General features: G+C 36.2%; 21 protein-coding genes. 9 read left to right on the top strand and 12 right to left on the bottom strand.

Annotated elements, in window-relative coordinates:
* Nucleotides 1–47: 47 nt before the first annotated feature.
* Together BV906_RS18790 and BV906_RS18785 are read right to left on the bottom strand one after the other, a co-directional pair.
* Nucleotides 48–557: a TetR/AcrR family transcriptional regulator gene (locus BV906_RS18790; protein ID WP_245844320.1), complete on the bottom strand. Its 510-nt coding sequence runs from the start codon at nt 555–557 to the stop codon at nt 48–50.
* Nucleotides 558–1,032: 475 nt separating this feature from the next.
* Nucleotides 1,033–1,533 (bottom strand): CarD family transcriptional regulator, encoded by a 501-nt coding sequence (locus tag BV906_RS18785; protein ID WP_087975155.1) that lies wholly within the window; start codon nt 1,531–1,533, stop codon nt 1,033–1,035.
* Between the two features lie 146 nt (nt 1,534–1,679).
* On the opposite strand from BV906_RS18785, the gene BV906_RS18780 reads away from it, so the two are divergent.
* Nucleotides 1,680–2,108: a winged helix DNA-binding protein gene (locus BV906_RS18780; protein ID WP_087975154.1), complete on the top strand. Its 429-nt coding sequence runs from the start codon at nt 1,680–1,682 to the stop codon at nt 2,106–2,108.
* A gap of 162 nt (nt 2,109–2,270) precedes the next feature.
* On the opposite strand, the gene BV906_RS18775 is transcribed toward BV906_RS18780, so the two are convergent.
* A complete protein-coding gene (locus BV906_RS18775) occupies nt 2,271–3,494 on the bottom strand; it encodes an MFS transporter (protein ID WP_087975153.1) in 1,224 nt (407 codons plus the stop codon).
* Nucleotides 3,491–3,916, bottom strand: a complete 426-nt coding sequence (locus BV906_RS18770; RefSeq protein WP_087975152.1) for a MarR family winged helix-turn-helix transcriptional regulator — start codon at nt 3,914–3,916, stop codon at nt 3,491–3,493. The genes BV906_RS18775 and BV906_RS18770 overlap by 4 nt, the downstream gene beginning before the upstream one ends.
* A 281-nt stretch (nt 3,917–4,197) precedes the next feature.
* Between BV906_RS18770 and BV906_RS18765 the strand changes: the two genes are divergently transcribed.
* From BV906_RS18765 to BV906_RS18730, 8 genes are all read left to right on the top strand, one after another.
* Nucleotides 4,198–4,992, top strand: coding sequence for a YfkD famly protein (locus BV906_RS18765; protein WP_087975151.1), 795 nt, complete (start codon nt 4,198–4,200; stop codon nt 4,990–4,992).
* Between the two features lie 126 nt (nt 4,993–5,118).
* Nucleotides 5,119–6,429, top strand: a complete 1,311-nt coding sequence (locus tag BV906_RS18760) for a Na+/H+ antiporter family protein (protein ID WP_087975150.1) — start codon at nt 5,119–5,121, stop codon at nt 6,427–6,429.
* A gap of 64 nt (nt 6,430–6,493) precedes the next feature.
* Nucleotides 6,494–7,285, top strand: coding sequence for a delta-lactam-biosynthetic de-N-acetylase (gene pdaA, locus BV906_RS18755; RefSeq protein WP_087975149.1), 792 nt, complete (start codon nt 6,494–6,496; stop codon nt 7,283–7,285).
* 692 nt (nt 7,286–7,977) lie between these two features.
* Entirely contained in the window at nt 7,978–10,113 is a 2,136-nt protein-coding gene (locus tag BV906_RS18750; protein ID WP_087975148.1) for an ATP-dependent Clp protease ATP-binding subunit, read from the top strand.
* Between the two features lie 111 nt (nt 10,114–10,224).
* Nucleotides 10,225–11,094, top strand: a complete 870-nt coding sequence (locus tag BV906_RS18745) for a ComEC/Rec2 family competence protein (RefSeq protein WP_087975147.1) — start codon at nt 10,225–10,227, stop codon at nt 11,092–11,094.
* Between the two features lie 149 nt (nt 11,095–11,243).
* Nucleotides 11,244–11,621, top strand: coding sequence for a GntR family transcriptional regulator (locus BV906_RS18740; RefSeq protein ID WP_087975146.1), 378 nt, complete (start codon nt 11,244–11,246; stop codon nt 11,619–11,621).
* Nucleotides 11,611–12,468, top strand: coding sequence for an ABC transporter ATP-binding protein (locus tag BV906_RS18735; RefSeq protein ID WP_087975145.1), 858 nt, complete (start codon nt 11,611–11,613; stop codon nt 12,466–12,468). The genes BV906_RS18740 and BV906_RS18735 overlap by 11 nt, the downstream gene beginning before the upstream one ends.
* Nucleotides 12,469–12,471: 3 nt before the next feature.
* A complete protein-coding gene (locus BV906_RS18730) occupies nt 12,472–13,173 on the top strand; it encodes a hypothetical protein (RefSeq protein WP_087975144.1) in 702 nt (233 codons plus the stop codon).
* A gap of 41 nt (nt 13,174–13,214) precedes the next feature.
* Here the strand turns inward: BV906_RS18730 and BV906_RS18725 are convergent, their stop codons facing one another.
* From BV906_RS18725 to BV906_RS18690, 8 genes are all read right to left on the bottom strand, one after another.
* Nucleotides 13,215–13,991: an ABC transporter permease gene (locus BV906_RS18725; protein WP_087975143.1), complete on the bottom strand. Its 777-nt coding sequence runs from the start codon at nt 13,989–13,991 to the stop codon at nt 13,215–13,217.
* Complete coding sequence (locus BV906_RS18720; RefSeq protein WP_087975142.1) at nt 13,991–14,899, bottom strand: ABC transporter ATP-binding protein; 909 nt, start codon at nt 14,897–14,899, stop codon at nt 13,991–13,993. Before BV906_RS18720 ends, BV906_RS18725 begins: the two co-directional genes overlap by 1 nt.
* Nucleotides 14,900–15,103 carry a PLD nuclease N-terminal domain-containing protein gene (locus BV906_RS18715; RefSeq protein WP_087975141.1) on the bottom strand — a complete coding sequence of 68 codons (204 nt, stop codon included), beginning with the start codon at nt 15,101–15,103 and terminating at the stop codon, nt 14,900–14,902.
* Between the two features lie 22 nt (nt 15,104–15,125).
* Nucleotides 15,126–16,232, bottom strand: coding sequence for a DUF1648 domain-containing protein (locus BV906_RS18710; protein WP_087975140.1), 1,107 nt, complete (start codon nt 16,230–16,232; stop codon nt 15,126–15,128).
* Nucleotides 16,229–16,624, bottom strand: coding sequence for a GntR family transcriptional regulator (locus BV906_RS18705; protein WP_087975139.1), 396 nt, complete (start codon nt 16,622–16,624; stop codon nt 16,229–16,231). The genes BV906_RS18710 and BV906_RS18705 overlap by 4 nt, the downstream gene beginning before the upstream one ends.
* A gap of 779 nt (nt 16,625–17,403) precedes the next feature.
* Complete coding sequence (locus BV906_RS18700; protein WP_087975138.1) at nt 17,404–17,532, bottom strand: YfhE family protein; 129 nt, start codon at nt 17,530–17,532, stop codon at nt 17,404–17,406.
* A gap of 70 nt (nt 17,533–17,602) precedes the next feature.
* On the bottom strand, nt 17,603–18,160 hold the full coding sequence (locus BV906_RS18695) for a GNAT family N-acetyltransferase (protein ID WP_087975137.1): 558 nt from the start codon (nt 18,158–18,160) through the stop codon (nt 17,603–17,605).
* Between the two features lie 291 nt (nt 18,161–18,451).
* The gene (locus BV906_RS18690; protein ID WP_087975136.1) at nt 18,452–19,339 is read right to left on the bottom strand and encodes a TIGR01777 family oxidoreductase; all 888 of its coding nucleotides are present in this window, start codon (nt 19,337–19,339) and stop codon (nt 18,452–18,454) included.
* Between the last annotated feature and the right edge of the window lie 3 nt (nt 19,340–19,342).

Here is a 19,342-nt window from a genome sequence, read left to right as displayed (position 1 = left end):
ATTAGACAATAGTCTTTTTTAATACTTGCGAAATCGTTTTTATTGGTTTACTTGTATTTTGGGTTGAACAAAGCATGACCCCACCCTCTGGTAGCAGCAGTCATCATGAGTACAATGGAATATGCTGTATCCTCCCGATACCCATCAGCAACTAATTTATGAAAATAAATATCCTCTATAGTTTGATACAACTTTGCACATACATTTCTAACTGGATCACTTAATGAAGCCAAGCCACTAATGATACTGCTGAATGTATATTCTGAGATGGTGCGCTCTGTTTCAAAGTTAAAAACTAACTTGGAAATCATAGCAGTTGTAGCTTCTTTTGTAGATGGATACCTGTTGAAGATTTCCTCTATATCGCTCGTAATCCTATCATTCAAAGATTGAATGCAAGTAATTAGTAATTCTTCTTTTCCATTTGGAAAGTGATGATAAAGTGAGCCTTTGGAAATATTACATGATTTTATAATTTCATTTAATCCTACACCTTTATATCCTTTTTGCTGAAAGAGTTTTGTCGCGATGTCGATTATCAGCGATTTAGTTTCCATTTCCGTAGTACACCTCCACCATACCAACTGGTCTGTTCATAACAATATCAAATTTTTTTTCTTAAAGTCAACACTTATTTTATTCTCTTATAGTATTTGAGTTCATAATTTAGACACATTTGTACGAATGAAAGTGCTTTCCCTATACCTATCCTATTAAACCGTTATCATACTAGTAATCTAGCCTATTAAGGACTCTAATTATTTGTCTGAACAAAAAAAGAAAGCCATCAAAAGCAGTGATGGCATTGGACGTGATTATTTCAGATGTAATAGTAAAAGAAAGTTTACCAGTTTTTTAAAAAGTGAAAATAGGTAGTTGTTAAATGAAGTATCCGAGAAGACTGGGGTAAAAGGACTTCATATTATTCATGCAGATAGGAATAGTAGAATGGCATGGCGCTTTTTAAAGTGTTTCTTTATTTATGGTACTTATCGCATTCTATATATAATTTACAGTTTTACATTTAAGATGTCACTTCTGCAGGCTGATCATACTACTAATTTTTTCGGATACATCCTCATAAGAAGTATTAAGGGAAACGGCCAATTCTTTAAACAGAATTTTCTGTGTTTTTATTAAAAGGGACCGGTCCTGATCGTACATTTTCTTTTTATTTCTGTTAAGCTCTTGGTTTTTCCTCATTAATGTATTGACCACTTTAGAAATTTCCTTACGTTCCCCAGTATTGATTAGACGATTATATTCTCTGTAACGTTGTCTTGGATCCTCAATCCAACTGATACCTAGCTGTTGGAATGATTGTAAAATATCTTCCGCTTCCTTTTTTTCTAAAACTGTGAGCATGACTACTTGATTATTATCTACAGGGGTGTTTATCGTTAATCCAGGATCTTCTAAAGGATGCAGCACATAATATGTTCTAGTAACGTTGCCATAAGTCTTTTCACATATATCATCAATTTCACTTAAGCCATGTATGGAATAAATAATTGTATCTCCAATATTAAACATTTGTGTGTCAGCCCCCTAAATCCATAATTGTCAACTTAGTTTACAATAGTAATTGTATTGGAATTTCGCCACATTGTCAACTTAGTTGACAATGTGAGTGGAGTTTTGTACAGTAGGTATCGAAGAAATGAATGGGAGTGAAAAGGTTGGATTTTGAATTGAAAAACTTGGATTTAATTGATGTACTGAGCGAGAGACATCTCCAACTTCGGAAAATAACAGAGAAATTGTGGAATGATAACAGTGATATGTATCTATCAAATTCTGAGTGGTTCATTATAGCAAGAATATATAAGAAGCAGTCTACCATTGCCTATGTTACAAAACATGTAGACATTTCCAGACAAGCAACCCATAAATTCATAAAAAGTCTCGAGTCAAAAGGTTTAATTGAAATAAATAATGTAAAGAACAATAAAAAAGATAAATGCATATGTTTAACTAAATTGGGTGAAGAATGTTATGAAAAAAATGAGTTGTTGAAGGCTAAACTGGAAGAGAGTATTGCTAATGAAATTGGTGAGGAACAATTACAACATCTAAAAATTCTTCTGCAATCAGATTGGGGAATATAGTTATCCTCTTCCTTGGAGTGGTTATTTATATAATAATTGTTAAACGAACACAAAATAGCAGTCCAATTTATATGTGAATTGGACTGCTATTGCTTTGTTCTTTCCTAATTTTACACACCTAATCGAACTGCTTCCAAAAAGCCAGTTGATCAAGAAAACCAATCAGCTTGATACATTCTTTGCCATTTCCTGTTTCTTAAGTTTCCTGGATGCTCCTTTACCATGCATGAAATAGTATATTGCGATCGAGATAAAGGCAATAGCAGCCATGCCGAGATAAAGCCCGCGAAAACCTGAAAGCGGTACAACGAATCCTAACAGGAATGGACCTACACCGATTCCAAGATCATAGAACACGAAGAAGGTTGATGTTGCCAGTCCGACACGGTGTGGTGCTGCTTCACTTACTGCTATAGTCTGGGCACTGGATTGGAGTGTTCCGAATCCGACACCTAAAATAGCACCAGCTATAAGTAACGTCATTCCGCTTTCTGCCTGACTGAGTAAGATCAATCCAATTCCAAACGTTAGAATCGAAGGATACATGACGGTATTTTCGCCTTTCAGGTCAAACAAACGTCCTGTAAAAGGTCTTGAAAGCAATAGGAATATCGCATACATCACAAAGAAAAAGCTTGCTGCATCAACAAGGTTGATTTCTGTTGCATAGGCAGTCATGAATGAAAGGATACTTGAATATGCCAGCCCGCAAATCATAACAAAAGTGGCGATTGGAAATGTTGACTTTTCGAAGTAATCACTAAGCTGAAATTTTTTTTTCTCTTTCGAAGCAGCTTTGGTGGTTTCCGCTACTTCCCTTTCCGGTACATTCATAAATAATGTAGTTAATAATGCAATAATGGCAAAAATTGTTGTCGTAACGAAAATCATCGTATCTGGTAAGTGTTGACTAATAATTAATCCTATGAATGGTCCGATTGCCATTGCCAGATTCATACTGGTCGCAAAGTATCCCATCCCTTCTCCACGGCGGGTAGCGGGGATAACGTCAACAGCGATAGTTCCTGTTGCAGTCGAACCTATCCCAAAAGCAAATCCATGCAGGAATCGAATCAGTAGTAAGAGTCCAATGCTGTCAACGGGAAAATACAATAACATCATAGCTAAAAATAATGCGACCCCAATAACAAGTAGTTTTTTTCGCCCTACTGTTTCAATTATTTTCCCTGCGATTGGTCTCACCAAAACCGCACCAAGTACAAAAATACTGGATGCAAGTCCTGCGATACTCTGGGATGCTTGAAACTGTTCTATCGAATAGACTGCCATTGTTACCATCAGCATATAGAATGACACAAAAAGCAGGAAATTAGCGGCGGAAACCATTACAAAGTCTTTCGTCCATAGTTTTGGTCTTTGACTCATCTAAGTTCCTCCTTCATTAAATTGGTCTTTAATCGTTTAATCGTACGTAATGTTGTTTCTTGATCTATTTCTGAAATTTCCTCCATTAGATTTTGTTCAAAATCGTTAACAATACGAATAGCTTCCTCATATATATGAAGACCTTTTTCCGTTAGCTGAATCGGGCGTTCTCGCTTATCACGACTAGGAATTTTCTCAATGAGCATTTGTTCCTCCAACCTTTTTACCGTACGGGTGATGGTCGGTTTCTCCACATTAAGGTAATTGCTTATTTCTACAAGAGTGGCGGCCTTCTGCTGTTTTAGGCAATAAATCAATAGCCACTGTGAGTGAAATAATCCAGCCTCGGCCAGCCGCTCATTTAATTTATTTTTAAAAGACCGCGTAAACTGTAATTGCTGATGAAAAAATGAATGATCCATGTGATCCCTCCGAATAAAGTTACCTAAGTAACTAATTGTACGCCTTTATATTCTATTTGTCCAAAAGATTTTTAAATTCATTTGATGTGGGTCGCCATCACGGATCAAACGGTCGCCAGCACAACCCAAACGGTCACCATTATCCCTCAAACGGTCGCCGTCACAACCCGAGTGCTCAGGCTTTATTTCATTTCGTAACATGGCATTAAAGTATTTCCTGTGCCTATGCATAATTTGGCTCTTTTTCGAAAAAAATAGGGGAAAGAAAGGAATGGGAAAACATGAAAATAAATAAAATAATTGCCTTTGTAATAGTTGCTTTCTTATTGTCCCTAATTTCTCCGTCAGTAGGCATTGCTGAGAAAAAATCAGATAAAGATATGGAAATACCTAGTCATGTTTTAGATATATCGAAGGAAAATACGTATCCGAACTCCACGGAAGACCAGGAAGTTGTTGAACCAAGTGAATTGACGCAAGAATTACTGGATGAAATGTCCATACCTATCGAAAACCCGGAGCTCATCAAAATGCTGAATGAGACATCGATTAAACCATCACCAATATCTATTGGATATCGTGGAATGGTTTATCTAGGTAGATGGGCATTAAATTATGATTCAGAGGAATCAAATATCAACTGGGAGTATCAGGAAATAAATATGAACGAACTTAATAATCAAGGTGGCGATACCCCACAGAATATGAATTATATACAACAAGAACAAAAAGAGATTAAAGGGGCTTTAACAAATAAAATTGCCAATCCCGATGATGTTAAAAAGATGATGCTTCTGAAGTCCAAGAAAAATACAAAGCTTCCATTATCCTATAATACGATTATTGGAAAGAACACAAAAAAGGATAATTCTTATGGTGTACCCGTCAAAAAGTATGGAACTTTACAAGCGTACGCTCCCGCTGTTAATGAAAAAGGGCAAGTGACTTTTGGAGAAGTATATATACAATTGAAAGGTTCAAAGAAGTCAATTGAAATCAAAAATGTAACAAAACAAGGGATAGGTGCCTGGATTCCAATACAGGATCATATATCATTTTCATTCCAATTAAAGTAAACGAAACCCTGTAAAATTTTTACAGGGTTTTTTTACGTAAAAGGGTTGAATTATTTCATTTAATGCTTTATCATGGTAAAGTGTTAAAGTTAAAACATCAGAGATGGACATAGGGGGAAGCGTTAAATGGAATGGATTGTGATTATTTCAGTTCTAGTAATGACGATTTTAAGTTTGCTGCGTGTCAATGTAATAATAGCTATCATAGCCGCATCCATTACGGCAGGGTTGATGGCAGGGTTAAATATTGTTGAAGCAATTGAATTAATGGTCAGCGGTATGGGAGGATCTTCCGCAACAGCATTGAGTTATATTTTGCTTGGAGCTTTTGCTGTGGCAATTAGCTATACTGGCATAACTACTATATTAGTAAATTATCTAATTCGTATCTTGACAGGAAAGAAAACAATGATGCTACTCGCGATTGCAGGTGTAGCATGCTTATCTCAAAACGTAGTTCCTGTTCATATTGCATTTATACCTATTTTGATACCGCCATTATTAAAACTTTTTGATACGATGCGTATGGATAGACGGGCTGTTGCAGTCGCATTAACATTTGGTTTGAAAGCACCATATCTTATGATACCTGCTGGGTTTGGATTGATATTCCACGGGATAATCGTAGAAGGTATGGAATCAAATGGAATATCTATTACAACTGGAGAGACAGCATTAGCGATGTTAATTCCTGGATCAGGAATGATTGTCGGTTTATTAATTGCTATTTTTATTACTTATAGAAAAGACAGAGAACAGGTATCAGGAGCAGGTGGCACAGAATCAACTATCCAAATACCGGAAAAAGAAAACATTACATTTAACAAATATCACATGCTAACCATTATTGCTATTCTAGCTGCATTAGTTGCACAGTTAATTACACAAAATCTTATAATCGGTGCATTGACTGGATTATTATTCATGTACGTATTCCTTGTTGTACCATTTAAAAATTTAGATAAAGTTATGTCAGAAGGAATCAGTATGATGGGTACCATTGCATTCGTTATGTTGGTTGCTTCCGGGTTTGGTACGGTTTTACAGGAAACAGGAGCCGTTACCGCTCTAGTAGAGTTATCTTCAGGATTTTTGGATGATAATAAACCACTTATTGCCTTTATTTTATTAATGGTCGGTTTATTGGTCACATTGGGAATTGGTTCATCATTTGGTACGATACCGATTATTGCTGCTTTATATGTACCAATCTGTATGGCTGCAGGGTTTTCACCAATGGCAATAGCTGCACTTATTGGAACTGCTGGGGCACTAGGTGATGCTGGTTCACCAGCATCAGATAGTACACTTGGGCCTACTTCAGGGTTAAATGCAGATGGAAAACACAATCATATATGGGATACCGTGGTTCCAACCTTTATTCACTTTAATATTCCTTTGATTATTTTTGGTTGGGTTGCTTCAATGGTTCTATAAGGAAAGTTTATTGAATAATTTCAAACTGAATAGGAAAAGGTAAGAAAAAAATAGGTGGGTTGCTATGCGAAACTTTATCAAAGCATCATTCATTATTTTTCTTGCCTTTTCTTTTAGTTTATTTGAACCAACTGCTACTGGTGCCAATGGTTGGGGATATAAAAAGAATACCGATCATCAAGTACCCGACATAGGAGAGTATAAGGAACTGCTTGAAAAATATGGCGCCTATTATGTTGATGACTCCGGTGCCAAAACAATCTATATAACTTTTGATAATGGGTATGAGCAAGGTTATACAGAGGAGATATTGGATGTATTAAAAAAAGAATCTGTTCCTGCAACATTTTTTGTGACAGGTCATTATGTGAAAAGTGAACCAGATTTAATTAAACGGATGGTTGAAGAGGGTCATATAATAGGAAATCATTCCTACCATCACCCGGATTTTACGATTTTAACGAAGGATGCGATCCAAAAAGAACTGGAAACATTGGAAGCAGCTGTTGCGGATATTAGTGATCAAAAAGAAATTAAGTTCCTCAGACCTCCAAGAGGATTATTTAATGAGAAAACATTACAATGGGCAAATGAGCTTGGTTTAGTTCATGTATTTTGGTCACTTGCCTTTATAGATTGGAATGTTGCGGAGCAAAAAGGATCTGACTATGCATTTGAACAAATTATGGCTCAAGTGCATCCTGGTGCAATTGTTCTGTTGCATGCAGTTTCCTCGGACAATGCAGAAGCCTTGGAACGTACAATCCAGGAATTGAAGAAGCAGGGCTATTCATTTAGAAGTCTTGATGATCTGCTAATAAAAAAATCACTTCCAAAAGGTTTTTATGATTTCTAATGAGATGAGGGTTGGCTTTATAAAAGTCAGCCCTTATTTTTTATGGATTAAGCGACATGCGGTTTCGGTCGACAGATATAAGGGAACTTAACTACTGGCTGGTAGCCAGAGGTATGTGCTATTGCTACGTCCGGGATCGCTGTGGGCGGATGCGTACCTTAGGGCACGGCCTCAGCCTCCTCGAGAAGACCACTCTGCAGGGTCTTCGGACATGTGCTGTTCTAGGCAGGAGTCACCGCCCTCCGCTCACCCGGACTGGTGAAGTTTTGCAATCTGATTTTTATCATTACTAATGCAGTTAATGATTTGTAAGCTTAAAACTGCTCTGGGGAAATACACGTAGACTCCTACGGGGAGAGAGGCACTGAAAAGCGATAGCATGAAGGGGCTCACCAGCCGCCTTAAGATGCACGAAGTATATTTCCCAGAGCGGTCGCCTAAGTTTCTGCGTACTGATAGAAAATGAGCATTTACTTCGCGGATTTTAGAAATTGCGAAGATTAAAAAGGAATAATTATTTTCAGGGATACGAGTAGAATCAGTCCTAATCTTTTATAAATCAACCTTACATAAAAAACTTAAACAAAATACTTGAAAGTCAAAATAGGTCAGAGTATAATGTGAGTATAGTCAAAGATAGTCAAAGTCAAATTTGATAAAAATAGATTGCAAAAACCAAGGAGGAATGGGAAATGCTATGTCAAAACTGTGGTGAAAACCAAGCTAACATAAACGCCCAAATGCATATTAATAATCAAAAAACGGAAATGCATCTTTGTAATAATTGTTTCCAAGAAATTCAGGGTAAGATGATGAATTCCAATGACTTTTTCTCAAATACTCCATTTGGAAACAATGATGCATTCTCCAATAACTTTTTCCAAGGAAATGGAGGAAGCAAAATGGGAACAAAAACGAAACAAAAGAATCAAAAAGGCAATAGTCTGATTGATCAATTAGCAAATAATGTAACAGATGCAGCGAGATCTGGAAAAATTGATCCAGTAATTGGCCGTGATAATGAAATTAAACGTGTAATCGAAACTTTAAATAGAAGAAATAAAAATAACCCGGTTCTAATTGGTGAACCTGGGGTGGGTAAAACAGCCATTGCGGAAGGGTTAGCAGTTAGAATAATTGAAGGTAATGTACCTGTAAAACTACTAAACAAAGAAATATATTTACTTGATGTGGCTTCACTTGTTGCCAATACAAGTATGCGTGGTCAATTTGAAGAACGAATGAAAAAACTGATTGAAGAATTACAGTCCCGTGATAATGTCATCCTATTTATTGATGAGATTCATTTATTAGTTGGTGCTGGTACAGCTGAGAGTTCACAAATGGACGCAGGAAACATTTTAAAACCTGCCCTTGCCCGTGGGGAATTACAATTAATGGGTGCAACGACTTTGAAGGAATACCGTCAAATTGAAAAAGACCCAGCACTGGAAAGACGTTTACAGCCAATCATTGTAAATGAACCAACACTTGAGGACGCGGTTAAAATTTTAGATGGAATTAAAGACCGCTATGAAAACTTCCATGAGGTTCGCTATTCAGATGATGCGATTCGTTCCTTTGTCACTTTATCAAGCCGCTATATCCAAGATAGATTTTTACCGGATAAGGCTATTGACTTGATGGATGAGGTTGGATCTCGTTTAAACCTTGAAAATGCACAAAAAGACTCAAAATCCTTACAACAACGGTTGGATGATGTCGTTAAAGAGAAACAGGAGGCAGCAGATAGGGAAGATTATGAACATGCTGCAAACCTGCGCTATCAGGAAATACAACTGCAAAAGCAATTGGAAAAGGCTGTTGACGGCGAAAGAGTATTGGATATTGATATCTCTGACATTCAACTAATCGTAGAAGAAAAAACAGGTATTCCCGTAACAAAAATGCAAGCTGATGAACAAGAAAAGATGAAAAATATTGCAGAGAACTTGCGTAAAAAAGTAATTGGTCAGGATGAAGCAGTTGATAAGATTGCCAAATCCATCCGTCGCAGTCGTGCAGGATTGAAATCAAAAGATCGTCCAATCGGCTCATTCCTTTTTGTTGGACCGACTGGTGTTGGTAAAACAGAGTTAACAAAAGTATTAGCAGAAGAATTATTCGGCACCCGTGAATCAATGGTTCGACTAGATATGAGTGAATACATGGAGAAACATGCCGTTTCTAAAATTATTGGTTCACCACCAGGATATGTAGGACATGAAGAGGCAGGTCAACTGACTGAACGTATTCGTCGTAACCCGTATTCCATTCTACTCCTGGATGAAATTGAAAAAGCACATCCAGATGTACAAAATATGTTCCTGCAAATTATGGAAGACGGTCACTTAACAGACTCACATGGCAGAAAGGTCAGCTTTAAAGAAACCGTAATTGTTATGACAAGTAATGCTGGAACTGGCGTGAAATCAATCAATGTTGGTTTTAACAGCAATAGTCATGATTCGGTCTCAACATTAGAGAACTTGAGCGACTATTTCAAACCGGAATTTCTAAACCGATTTGATTCTATTGTTAACTTTAATGAGTTATCAGAAGCAAACCTAATAGAAATTGTTGATTTAATGCTTGTAGAACTTCAGGAAGCAATTAAAGAGAATAACATTACAATTACGATTTCCGATGAAGCTAAACAGAAAATAGTAACACTTGGTTATGATCCACGTTTTGGTGCGAGACCATTGCGTCGAGTAATCCAAGATAAAGTTGAAGACCAGTTGACAGATCTGATTCTTGAAGATGATGCTGTTGAAAAGGTTCATGTAAATGTAATCGATAATGAGATTATTGTGGAAAAGGCATAAATGAAAGAAACCGTCGACTTGTTCGGCGGTTTTTTTGTTATAATGATAAATTTTATTAATAACATACCGGCATCCGTGCAAAACTAAAAGAAAAACAGAAGGATGTTACGTATGAAAAAGTATATTGCTCTTATTTTGATTATAAATAGTTTCCTTTTCATTTTACCGAGCGGAATCTATGGTGAGCAAATTCCCGAAATGCAGGTACATTTTATTGATGTCGGACAAGGAGATAGTATTCTAATTCAAACACCGCTAAACCGGACAATCTTAATCGATGCTGGGCCACCGAAAGCTGGCGAAAAAATAGTATCTTATTTGGAGAAACTTCATATAGATAAAATTGACCTATTCATTGCTACACATCCGGATATTGACCATATCGGCGGCATTTTAAAAGTTATGAAAACTATTGAAGTCGAAGAAATATTAGATACAGGGAAACTTCATCCAACAAAAACCTTTGCCAATTATATCAGCGAGATTAGAAAACAGAAAATCCCTGTCAAAATTGCTGAAAAGAATGTCCCAATTGAAATTGACCCAATGGTTACTATTGATGTTTGGAACGCTTATGAACGATATAAAAATAATAATAAATCATCCATTGTATTAAAAGTAACCTATGGAGATGTTGATTTCTTATTGATGAGTGATGTTGAACAGCAACAGGAGAAAGCATTCCTAAAGGAGTATGATGTACGAGCAGAAATTTTAAAAGTTGCACACCATGGGTCAAAAACAAGTTCCTCACTGAATTACTTAAAAGCAGTCAATCCAGAGGTAGCAATATTGACGTACAGTAAAGAAAATAATTATGGACATCCAGTTAATCGTGTCATCGAAAATTTATATAAAGTGGATGCAATGATATACTCCACAGCTGCACTAGGTAATGTAGTCATTCACACGGATGGTACTCAGTATTTTATTATCCCGGAAAAAAATCCGATTCATAAATTTCTGGAAGTGGCAGGTTAACCATAATACCTTTCATACGATGATTAAATAAAAATTCACACCTAAATTGTGTGAATTTTTATTTTTTTAGAAAAGCCTATTGACATTTATGTTCATTAGTTATAGGGTTAGTTACATAGGTAATTAACCAATTAAGGAAGGAAGCAAACATGAAAAACTCATTAGATGAAAACAAACCAATATTCCTTCAAATAAAAGAACAACTCGAAGACTCAATCATTGACGAAAGCATTAAACCAGGAGAACGTGTGCCATCTACAAATGAATTTGCAGCTTACTATAAAATTAACCCAGCTACAGCTGCAAAAGGAATTAATGAACTTGTTGCTGAAGAAGTACTCTTTAAACGAAGGGGTGTTGGAATGTTCGTTACCGAAGACGCACAGGAAATCTTAATTGAAAAGCGTAAAAAAACATTTTATGAATCCTATATGCTTCCATTAAAAAATGAAGCAAAAAAGCTGCGAATACAGGAAAGTGAACTGATGGAAATGGTGAAAAAGGGGGATATGACCAATGAAAATTGAAGTGAAAAATCTAACGAAAAAGTATAAAGATAATTATGCATTAAACAATGTATCGTTCACATTGAATGAAACGAAGATCTATGGGCTGTTAGGCAGAAATGGTGCTGGAAAAACAACATTTATGGATATTTTATCGGGTCAAATATTGGCGAATAGCGGTGAAATCTTGATTGATGGAGAGAATCCTTTTGACAATCAGCGTTTGACGGAATCCATTTGTTTAATTAAAGAAGGGCATAATTTTAAAAAAGATTTAAAAGTGAAAAATGTACTAAAAATTTACTCCTTTTTTTACCCAAACTGGGATCAGGAGCTAGCGGAGGCTTTAATTAAAGAGTATAACCTTCATCCGGAATCTAAAGTAAAGACATTATCTAAAGGGATGGAATCAGCATTAGGGATTACCGTTGGATTGGCGAGTAAAGCACCAATTACAGTTTTTGATGAACCATATATTGGACTTGATGCACCATCAAGGAAGAAATTTTATGAAATTATGCTTGAAGAATACCAAGAGACGAGACGTACGATTATTTTTTCAACACATCTAATTGATGAAGTAAGCTTGATGTTTGAAGAAGTCTTAATTTTACGAGAAGGGTCATTGGTTTTACAAGAAGAGTCTGAGATTTTGCGAGACAATACAATTGCAGTGTCAGGAAAAATAGAAGATGTTGAGGACTTTCTTATAGGTAAAGAAGTCATTCAGAAAAAACAGCTTGCGGGGATGATGACAGCATATGTATATGGGAAAGTAGAAGAAGCGAAAATGCATGGGTTGGCTGTCGAAGGAGTACCAATTCAAGAATTGATGATTTATTTAACGGAAAGAAAGAAGGGGGCATAATCAATGGGGAGACAGCTAAAAGGGTTGATTTATTTCTTTATTACGGATGTTCAGTACTCATTAAAGATATTCTGGACAATTCTATTAAGTATCTTAGTTGTATGTCTATCATTTTCATATATTCTGTTGCGTTTTGAAGAAAGTTTTTTTATCTTTTTTATTACCATTCCTATCTATATTTACTGTTCCATTTTAGGGTTCTTAACAGTAAAAGAAAGTATTCCCTTTTCATTAAAAATAGGGTCTGTTCGTAAAAATCTATTCATCAGTATTGGCATCTTTTTTCTCGGGGTCGCACTTGTTAATGCAATAGCAGCAAATACGTTGCACACAGTTACCATATTATTTACGGACATGATTGGCCTGGATAATTTTTCGTTTCTTCATGTAGCACAACTACTGGAAGATACATGGCTTAACAGGGTCATGATCGATACGGTCATCATGTTCTTCCTATTGTCCTTTATGTTTATCATCGGACTCCTATTTTACAAATATGGATTACTTGGTGGGGGAGCAGTAATTGGGCTAATCGCAGTTGGGTTACTCTTTGGGGTTGCCAAGGGTTGGATAGTTGATTACTTTATTAATCTTTATCAAACAATTGATATGTTCTACTTCCTGCAAATTTTTGTTGCTGGCTTAGTTATATATTGTATTTCATACGTGTTTTTACGAAGAGTAACAACAGTGAAAGCAAAATGAGAAAGAGGACTAGTGCTAATAATAGCATTAGTCCTCTTTTTTTAGTTTGCAAGCTCCTTTGACTTGAAAGTATTAATCGATACAATTAATAGGGTAGCTGTAATAATAATAGTTATGATTGCTGTTCCAATCAGGTTAGAAGGAATACTTTCGGTTAATAGCATTTCTAGAATATAGTTGGAAAGATTATTTGGACTCCATTCAAGTATATGATTAAATACTTCTGTGACAACTCGCATCAACATGATTGTTGCTATTGTAAAAAATGCGACAAGGCCTGATGTTTTAATCATTGAATTAAAGAAAATGGAAAGTGTAACTACAAACATTAACCATAATCCATAGAAGAATATAATTCGTGAAAAGCTTCCAAATGATAAATCACCATAAAGAATATTAATATAGTACCAACTTGCAAGCATCCCCAGAAAGAAGGAAATCCAAACAAGCAAAAGAAGTGCTGCCCATTTTGCAGTAATATAATTACCGTAAGAAACAGGTTTTACTAAAACAAGCTCTGAAATACCACTCTTTCTTTCTCCGGCAATCGTTCCCATCGAGACTAGTACAACGATTAACACACCTAACGTACTGAATTGAGAAAGACTCATCATGACAACTTCAGCCGGAGTAAAATCAGGAAGCTCAAATGTAGCGCCATCTGGTAAACCTCCAACGGCTTCGATAATTTGTGGCATATAATAATTGGAAATAGGGTCCATAATGGCAAGTAAAATCATAACTAATGGTAGCCAAATTAACTTTTTGTTTCGCCAGCTTTCCACCATCTCTTTTTTAAAAAGTGTGGTCCATTGCATTAATTATTCACCACTTTCATAAACACATCTTCCAAGGATGCTCGGTCAAGTGTGAAACTATCTAATTCCCAGTTCTCATTCGCAGCAGCCATTAAGATTTCATTTCTTGCTGACGAAACATTTATAGCTGTAATGGTCAGCATATTCCCTTCTATATAGCTATCTGTTACACTTCTTAACTTATTAACTTTGGACTGATATTCGTCTAGATTATCTTTGAATTCCAGTTTGATGACTGAGGTTTGATGCTTTTCTCTTAATTTGCTTAGTGAGCCGGATTCTACAATTTCTCCTTGATGAAGGAGCAATAATTCATCACTTACTTCATCTGCATCACTAAGAATATGGGTTGAAAAAAGAATGGTCATCCCTTGCTTTAATTCTTGGATTAATAGTAGAATTTCCCGACGACCTAATGGATCCAGTGAAGAAACAGGCTCATCCAATAGTAATAGTTTAGGCTTATGAATGATCGCCTGTGCGATGCCAAGACGTTGTTTCATTCCGCCAGAATACTTTCCAATTCGCTGGTTTCTCGCATCGTAAATACCTACCTTTTTCAATAATTCTTCTGCACGCTTTTTTGCTTCAACTTTTGAGATAAAGGCAAGCTGTCCACTGAATACTAGAAATTCAAACCCAGTCATCCACGAATAAAACACAGGATACTGTGGTAAGTATCCTATAAATTTTCGAATATCATCATTGGCTTGCATGTCGGTAAAAGTCACTGTTCCCTCTGTCGGTTTCAGGAGTCCTGCCAATATTCGTAACATCGTAGTTTTGCCAGCACCATTAGGGCCAATTAAGGCAATGCATTTACCTTGTTGTAAATTAAAACTGACTTTATTAATTGCCGGCTTATCTTGGTATTTTTTTGTGAGTTTTTTAACGGTTAACAATGTCATTTAATCTCGCCTCTTTCCAAATATAAAATAGAGAACAGGGCCGATAATGTTAACGAAAACAATGATAAAAAACCACATCCATTTTGGTCCACTTGTTTCCTCTTCCTTTGCCCAATCAATGAGGGCGACAAGTAATAATATTGCCTGTATTACAAGAAGAGGTGTTATAAGGGCCCAGTTGATTGATTCAAATAGCTCCTGCATTTTATTTACCTCCTTCTAAAGATTAAATTCCAAGCAAGAGTGGTATAGCAAATGCTAAGCCGATAATTCCTAAGAATAAAAGCCATGCTAATGGTCTTGCAAGATTTATGGTCCAGCCTACGCCAAATCGCTTTTCTAAAAATAATGCTGGATCTTCTTTATTAAAGTAAAACTGACCAAGCTTCCAATACGTATCATCGTCGCGATTGATGATATTCCCGCTTTTTCCTGTTGCACTTTTCACTCGGCTGCCACCCTGACCAGTAGTGAACGAAAGTACAATCGCACCAATTATTGATCCAATTGCTATGATCAATGGCAACAAGGTTAATAACTGCTGATTAATCGGATAAATGAAAGAAAGTTGAATACATGTAAACATCACTGTTAATGCTAAATTTGAAATAATGATATATGCCGACCATCTTCGTCGGAATAAGACATTTTTTCGAATCGATTCTTCTGGATTATCCGGATCGATTTGCTGTTTAGATCGGGCAATGACAGTATTTATGAATAGAAATAACATCGTTAAATACATTTGCATGATGGGATTAAGCAAAACAGAACGATATGATTTTTCAGTCCAGTCCGTAACCTCACCGGCAAAGTTATATTGCATTGGTATTCTATCGGGAATTTGCTGGTAGGATTGAAATGTAATGAAAATGGTAGCAATTGTAATAAGAAAGGAGATAAAGAACCATAAGTTCGAATGGGTAAGCTTCTTATCACGAAAACGGACATCGACGAAAACTTGCTGTGACTTTTCCTTCAGCCAATTTTCTTTTTCCTTTAGTTTCTTCATACCTCCATGGAATTTCAAATAAACAAGAAAGCTTCCAATGATATAAAAAATAATTATTGCGCCGAATAGTATACTGATGGAGTTTTCATCGTTTGGCAGGAAAGTACTTATGATTAAGAAAATTACTGTAACAAATAGACTTAGAATACCAGTTAAAATTGCGTAGTTTTTTCGCATCTGTTGAATATCTGTTCTGCTGTATAGTTCCTCTGGTATCGATACACCAAAACTCTCTGTTCTTCTAGTCCAATAAGGTATAAATATAGTGGCTATGAAAATGGGAATTAGTATTAACACAAATATTAAAATGAAAAAGTTCATCCGTTTTCACCTTCTACTTTAAATTTATTAAAAATATCACTGCAAATTCGCAAAAAATCATCTTCTCCAAGTCCACGGCTAATGGCATTGGAAATGAGCGGATGCAGACTGCTTTTAAGTTGCTTCTTATATGCTTCATCAGCTTTTGGAAAGCCATCTGGGTTTATTACAACACCCTTTTGACGATGAATTAATATAAACCCTTCCTGCTTCAAATACTGATATGCTTTGTTCACCGTATGGAGATTGATGCCTATATCTGCAGCCAATGACCGAACGGAAGGCAGGGGATCGCCAGGTTGTAGCTTCTTTTTTGCGATACCTTCAATAATTTGATGTTGTAACTGAATATAAATCGGTTCTGCTGATTCTAAATCCAGTTGAATGAACAATTTTTATCACTCCATTCACATGTTCTAACTGTTATATATATATTATAACAGTTAGAACAAAGGGAGACAATAGAAAATAAAAGGGAGAGCATATATAATAAGTTTTTAAATGATATCAACAATCTTATACACATTATAAACAACTATATAACTTAAATAATCCAATTTATCCACATTATCCACAATTCAGTGTGAGTAAGTAGAGTAAATTTACTGATTTTTGACAAAAATAGAATGCTCTGTGGATAAAAGTATAAGAGAACTCCTTACTCATCTCACTAAAATTGTTTTTGTCACAAAATCTATAAAGTGCGAAGTAACTACTGGTATGTGCTTTTACCGCCGTCCGGAATCGCTGCGGGCGGATGCGCATCCTTAGGGCACGGCCTCAGCCCCGAAGAGAAAACCACTCTTCTGGTCTTCAGACACGTGCTTTTTCCACAGGAGTTACCGCCCACAGCGATGCCGGACTGGTGAAATTGTGTGATCAGATTTTTAAACAAACACTAATACAGTTAATAGTATTTAAACTTCTAGCCAGCTCTAGGAAATATACGTAGACTCCAGCGGGAGGAAAGGCATCGGTGAGACAACGTAGCGCTTTAGTGCAAGTTGGCTCACCAGCCCCCTAAGGTGCGCAAAGTGTATTTCCCAGAGCGGTCGCCGAAGTTTCTGCGTACTGATAGAAAACCAGAAGTTACTTCGTAGTTTATCTCAACTACGAGCATCGAGTATTATAAGCATGAAACTAAAAAAGCCAAAAAGAAAAACCGAAGCAATTAGCGTCGGTTTCCTTTTTGTGAGATTTGATTGTAAATACGGTCTGCATGTTTGAACTCTTTTTGGTACAGTACTTCCTGCGTCTTTGACAGAAACTTTTCGGCTTGACCTGGTTTCATTTTAGCCATCTTAATCCCTCACTTTACTAACTAGAATATCCTAATAAATGGAGGTTTATGCGGAAGATACAATAAAAAATCAAGAAACTTCTTCATCCGTTGGTTGTACTTCCAATGTTCTGAATTGCTGATAGGACATATAATTATCTTTAGTAATTACAAACAAATCATAAATTTCCGCTTCTCTATTGACCTTTCCATATACATGCGGGTAAATTTCATTACCCAAAGCTGCATATGGTAGCTTTAAGACTGCCTTTAAGGAGCGTTTATTTGCTTTTCTTACTTTCATAAATATGCCCTCGATGTTATAAGAGAAAAATAGTATATCGAAAAAATGTTCTTTAGCTTGTTGATTATACCCTTTTCCAAAATAAGGCTGACCAATCCATGTAGCTAAAAACCCATGATTTTCATGAATATCAAAAAGATTAATCGTACCTATTGGTTGGTAATACTCATCAATAATCGTTCGGGATATTAACTCCCCATTTTCTTCTGCTTCGATTGTTTGCTTTGTAATGAAATAAAATTCATCACTATTGCTTGCTTTATGTCTTACATAGGGAAATACATCTGGATGGTTCATCAGTTCATATAGCATAGGCACCTCATGTAAATCACGCATTTTAAGCATAAAAAAACCCTCCTCATTCCAGGCGGGTAAAAACACAGATCTTCCTTGTAAGGAAATCAGTGAGTGACCCACCCTCGAATTTTTATTTAGCGTTCAACAAAAATTCGGGGTGGGAATCGAACCCACTAGAACCAGTGAAAACTGGTGGCGCACCATTTGCCTTCCCTATATAATTCTTTGTCGTAATGTGATACGGTTTATTCATCTCTTTCGTATTTTGATAATTTTATTTTACAATCTTTTTATTGAAAAGGGAACTGTTTTTTATAATTATATTGTAAAATAAAATTATCATTCCTTCATGTTTTTCAAAGCATCCTCAAGAATTGGATATGTGAACTTAAACCCTTGATCCAGGGCCTTTTTAGGCAACACATATTGTCCTTTAGTTATTAATTGTCCCATTTCCCCTATCGTTGCATCTAACAATGTGGAAGGGGTTCGAAACCAGTATGGCCGCTTAAGGCTTTTGGCTAATATTTTCATAAAATCCTTATTTCTTTTTGGATTTGGTGCCGTGAAATTAACTATCCCATCTATGGAAGGGTGAGACAGACAATATTCCAACAAGTTGACTGCATCATCTATATGAATCCAGGACATCCATTGCTCGCCATTACCTATTTTCCCACCTGCAAACATATTAACCGGAAGGCTCATTAACGGAAGCGATCCTTCATTTCCTAAAATAATACCGAATCGTGCATAAACAGTACGAACTCCAAGCGTTTCTGCAAGCTTTGCGCTTTCTTCCCATTTAACGGTCACTTCAGCTAAAAAGTCTTTTCCAGCTTGCGTTGTTGCTTCAGTAAAAATAAGATCTTCAGAAGTTCCATAATACCCGATAGCAGATCCACTGATAAAAACATTTGGTTTGATTTTCATATCTTTAATAAGTTGAATAACCTGATTCGTAGTTTCCAATCTGCTGTTTATAATATTTTCCTTTTTCTTTGATGACCAGTAACCAAACAGTGATTCACCAGCTAGATTAATGACACCTTCGATAACTGGCAGTTCACAGACCGGATAATCATAGTTTATGTATGTCATGCCATCCTTGTTCGTGTGTTTATCAGGGGTGCGAGTGAGGATAAATATATGATGTCCTTTCGATTGCAAGGATTTAGTAAGATTGTTGCCAACAAAACCGGTACCACCGCTAATAAGAAAATTCAATGT

It is taken from the genome of Oceanobacillus rekensis (genome assembly GCF_002153375.1).
Classification (GTDB): Bacteria; Bacillota; Bacilli; order Bacillales; family Amphibacillaceae; genus Oceanobacillus; species Oceanobacillus rekensis.
The sequence above is the reverse complement of the archived record's forward strand: the minus strand, read 5'-3'. Positions and strand labels throughout refer to the sequence as shown.

Excerpts from the sequence above, each read along its gene's own strand:
- BV906_RS18735 (WP_087975145.1), top strand. The coding sequence starts at position 11,611 with ATGAAAATTGAAGTGAAAAATCTAACGAAAAAGTATAAAGATAATTAT.
- BV906_RS18720 (WP_087975142.1), bottom strand. The coding sequence starts at position 14,899 with ATGACATTGTTAACCGTTAAAAAACTCACAAAAAAATACCAAGATAAG.
- BV906_RS18695 (WP_087975137.1), bottom strand. The coding sequence starts at position 18,160 with ATGCTTAAAATGCGTGATTTACATGAGGTGCCTATGCTATATGAACTG.
- BV906_RS18730 (WP_087975144.1), top strand. The coding sequence starts at position 12,472 with ATGGGGAGACAGCTAAAAGGGTTGATTTATTTCTTTATTACGGATGTT.
- BV906_RS18745 (WP_087975147.1), top strand. The coding sequence starts at position 10,225 with ATGAAAAAGTATATTGCTCTTATTTTGATTATAAATAGTTTCCTTTTC.
- BV906_RS18725 (WP_087975143.1), bottom strand. The coding sequence starts at position 13,991 with ATGCAATGGACCACACTTTTTAAAAAAGAGATGGTGGAAAGCTGGCGA.
- BV906_RS18710 (WP_087975140.1), bottom strand. The coding sequence starts at position 16,232 with ATGAACTTTTTCATTTTAATATTTGTGTTAATACTAATTCCCATTTTC.
- BV906_RS18700 (WP_087975138.1), bottom strand. The coding sequence starts at position 17,532 with ATGGCTAAAATGAAACCAGGTCAAGCCGAAAAGTTTCTGTCAAAGACG.
- BV906_RS18740 (WP_087975146.1), top strand. The coding sequence starts at position 11,244 with ATGAAAAACTCATTAGATGAAAACAAACCAATATTCCTTCAAATAAAA.
- BV906_RS18765 (WP_087975151.1), top strand. The coding sequence starts at position 4,198 with ATGAAAATAAATAAAATAATTGCCTTTGTAATAGTTGCTTTCTTATTG.
- pdaA (WP_087975149.1), top strand. The coding sequence starts at position 6,494 with ATGCGAAACTTTATCAAAGCATCATTCATTATTTTTCTTGCCTTTTCT.
- BV906_RS18785 (WP_087975155.1), bottom strand. The coding sequence starts at position 1,533 with ATGTTTAATATTGGAGATACAATTATTTATTCCATACATGGCTTAAGT.
- BV906_RS18790 (WP_245844320.1), bottom strand. The coding sequence starts at position 557 with ATGGAAACTAAATCGCTGATAATCGACATCGCGACAAAACTCTTTCAG.
- BV906_RS18770 (WP_087975152.1), bottom strand. The coding sequence starts at position 3,916 with ATGGATCATTCATTTTTTCATCAGCAATTACAGTTTACGCGGTCTTTT.
- BV906_RS18750 (WP_087975148.1), top strand. The coding sequence starts at position 7,978 with ATGCTATGTCAAAACTGTGGTGAAAACCAAGCTAACATAAACGCCCAA.
- BV906_RS18715 (WP_087975141.1), bottom strand. The coding sequence starts at position 15,103 with ATGCAGGAGCTATTTGAATCAATCAACTGGGCCCTTATAACACCTCTT.
- BV906_RS18760 (WP_087975150.1), top strand. The coding sequence starts at position 5,119 with ATGGAATGGATTGTGATTATTTCAGTTCTAGTAATGACGATTTTAAGT.
- BV906_RS18775 (WP_087975153.1), bottom strand. The coding sequence starts at position 3,494 with ATGAGTCAAAGACCAAAACTATGGACGAAAGACTTTGTAATGGTTTCC.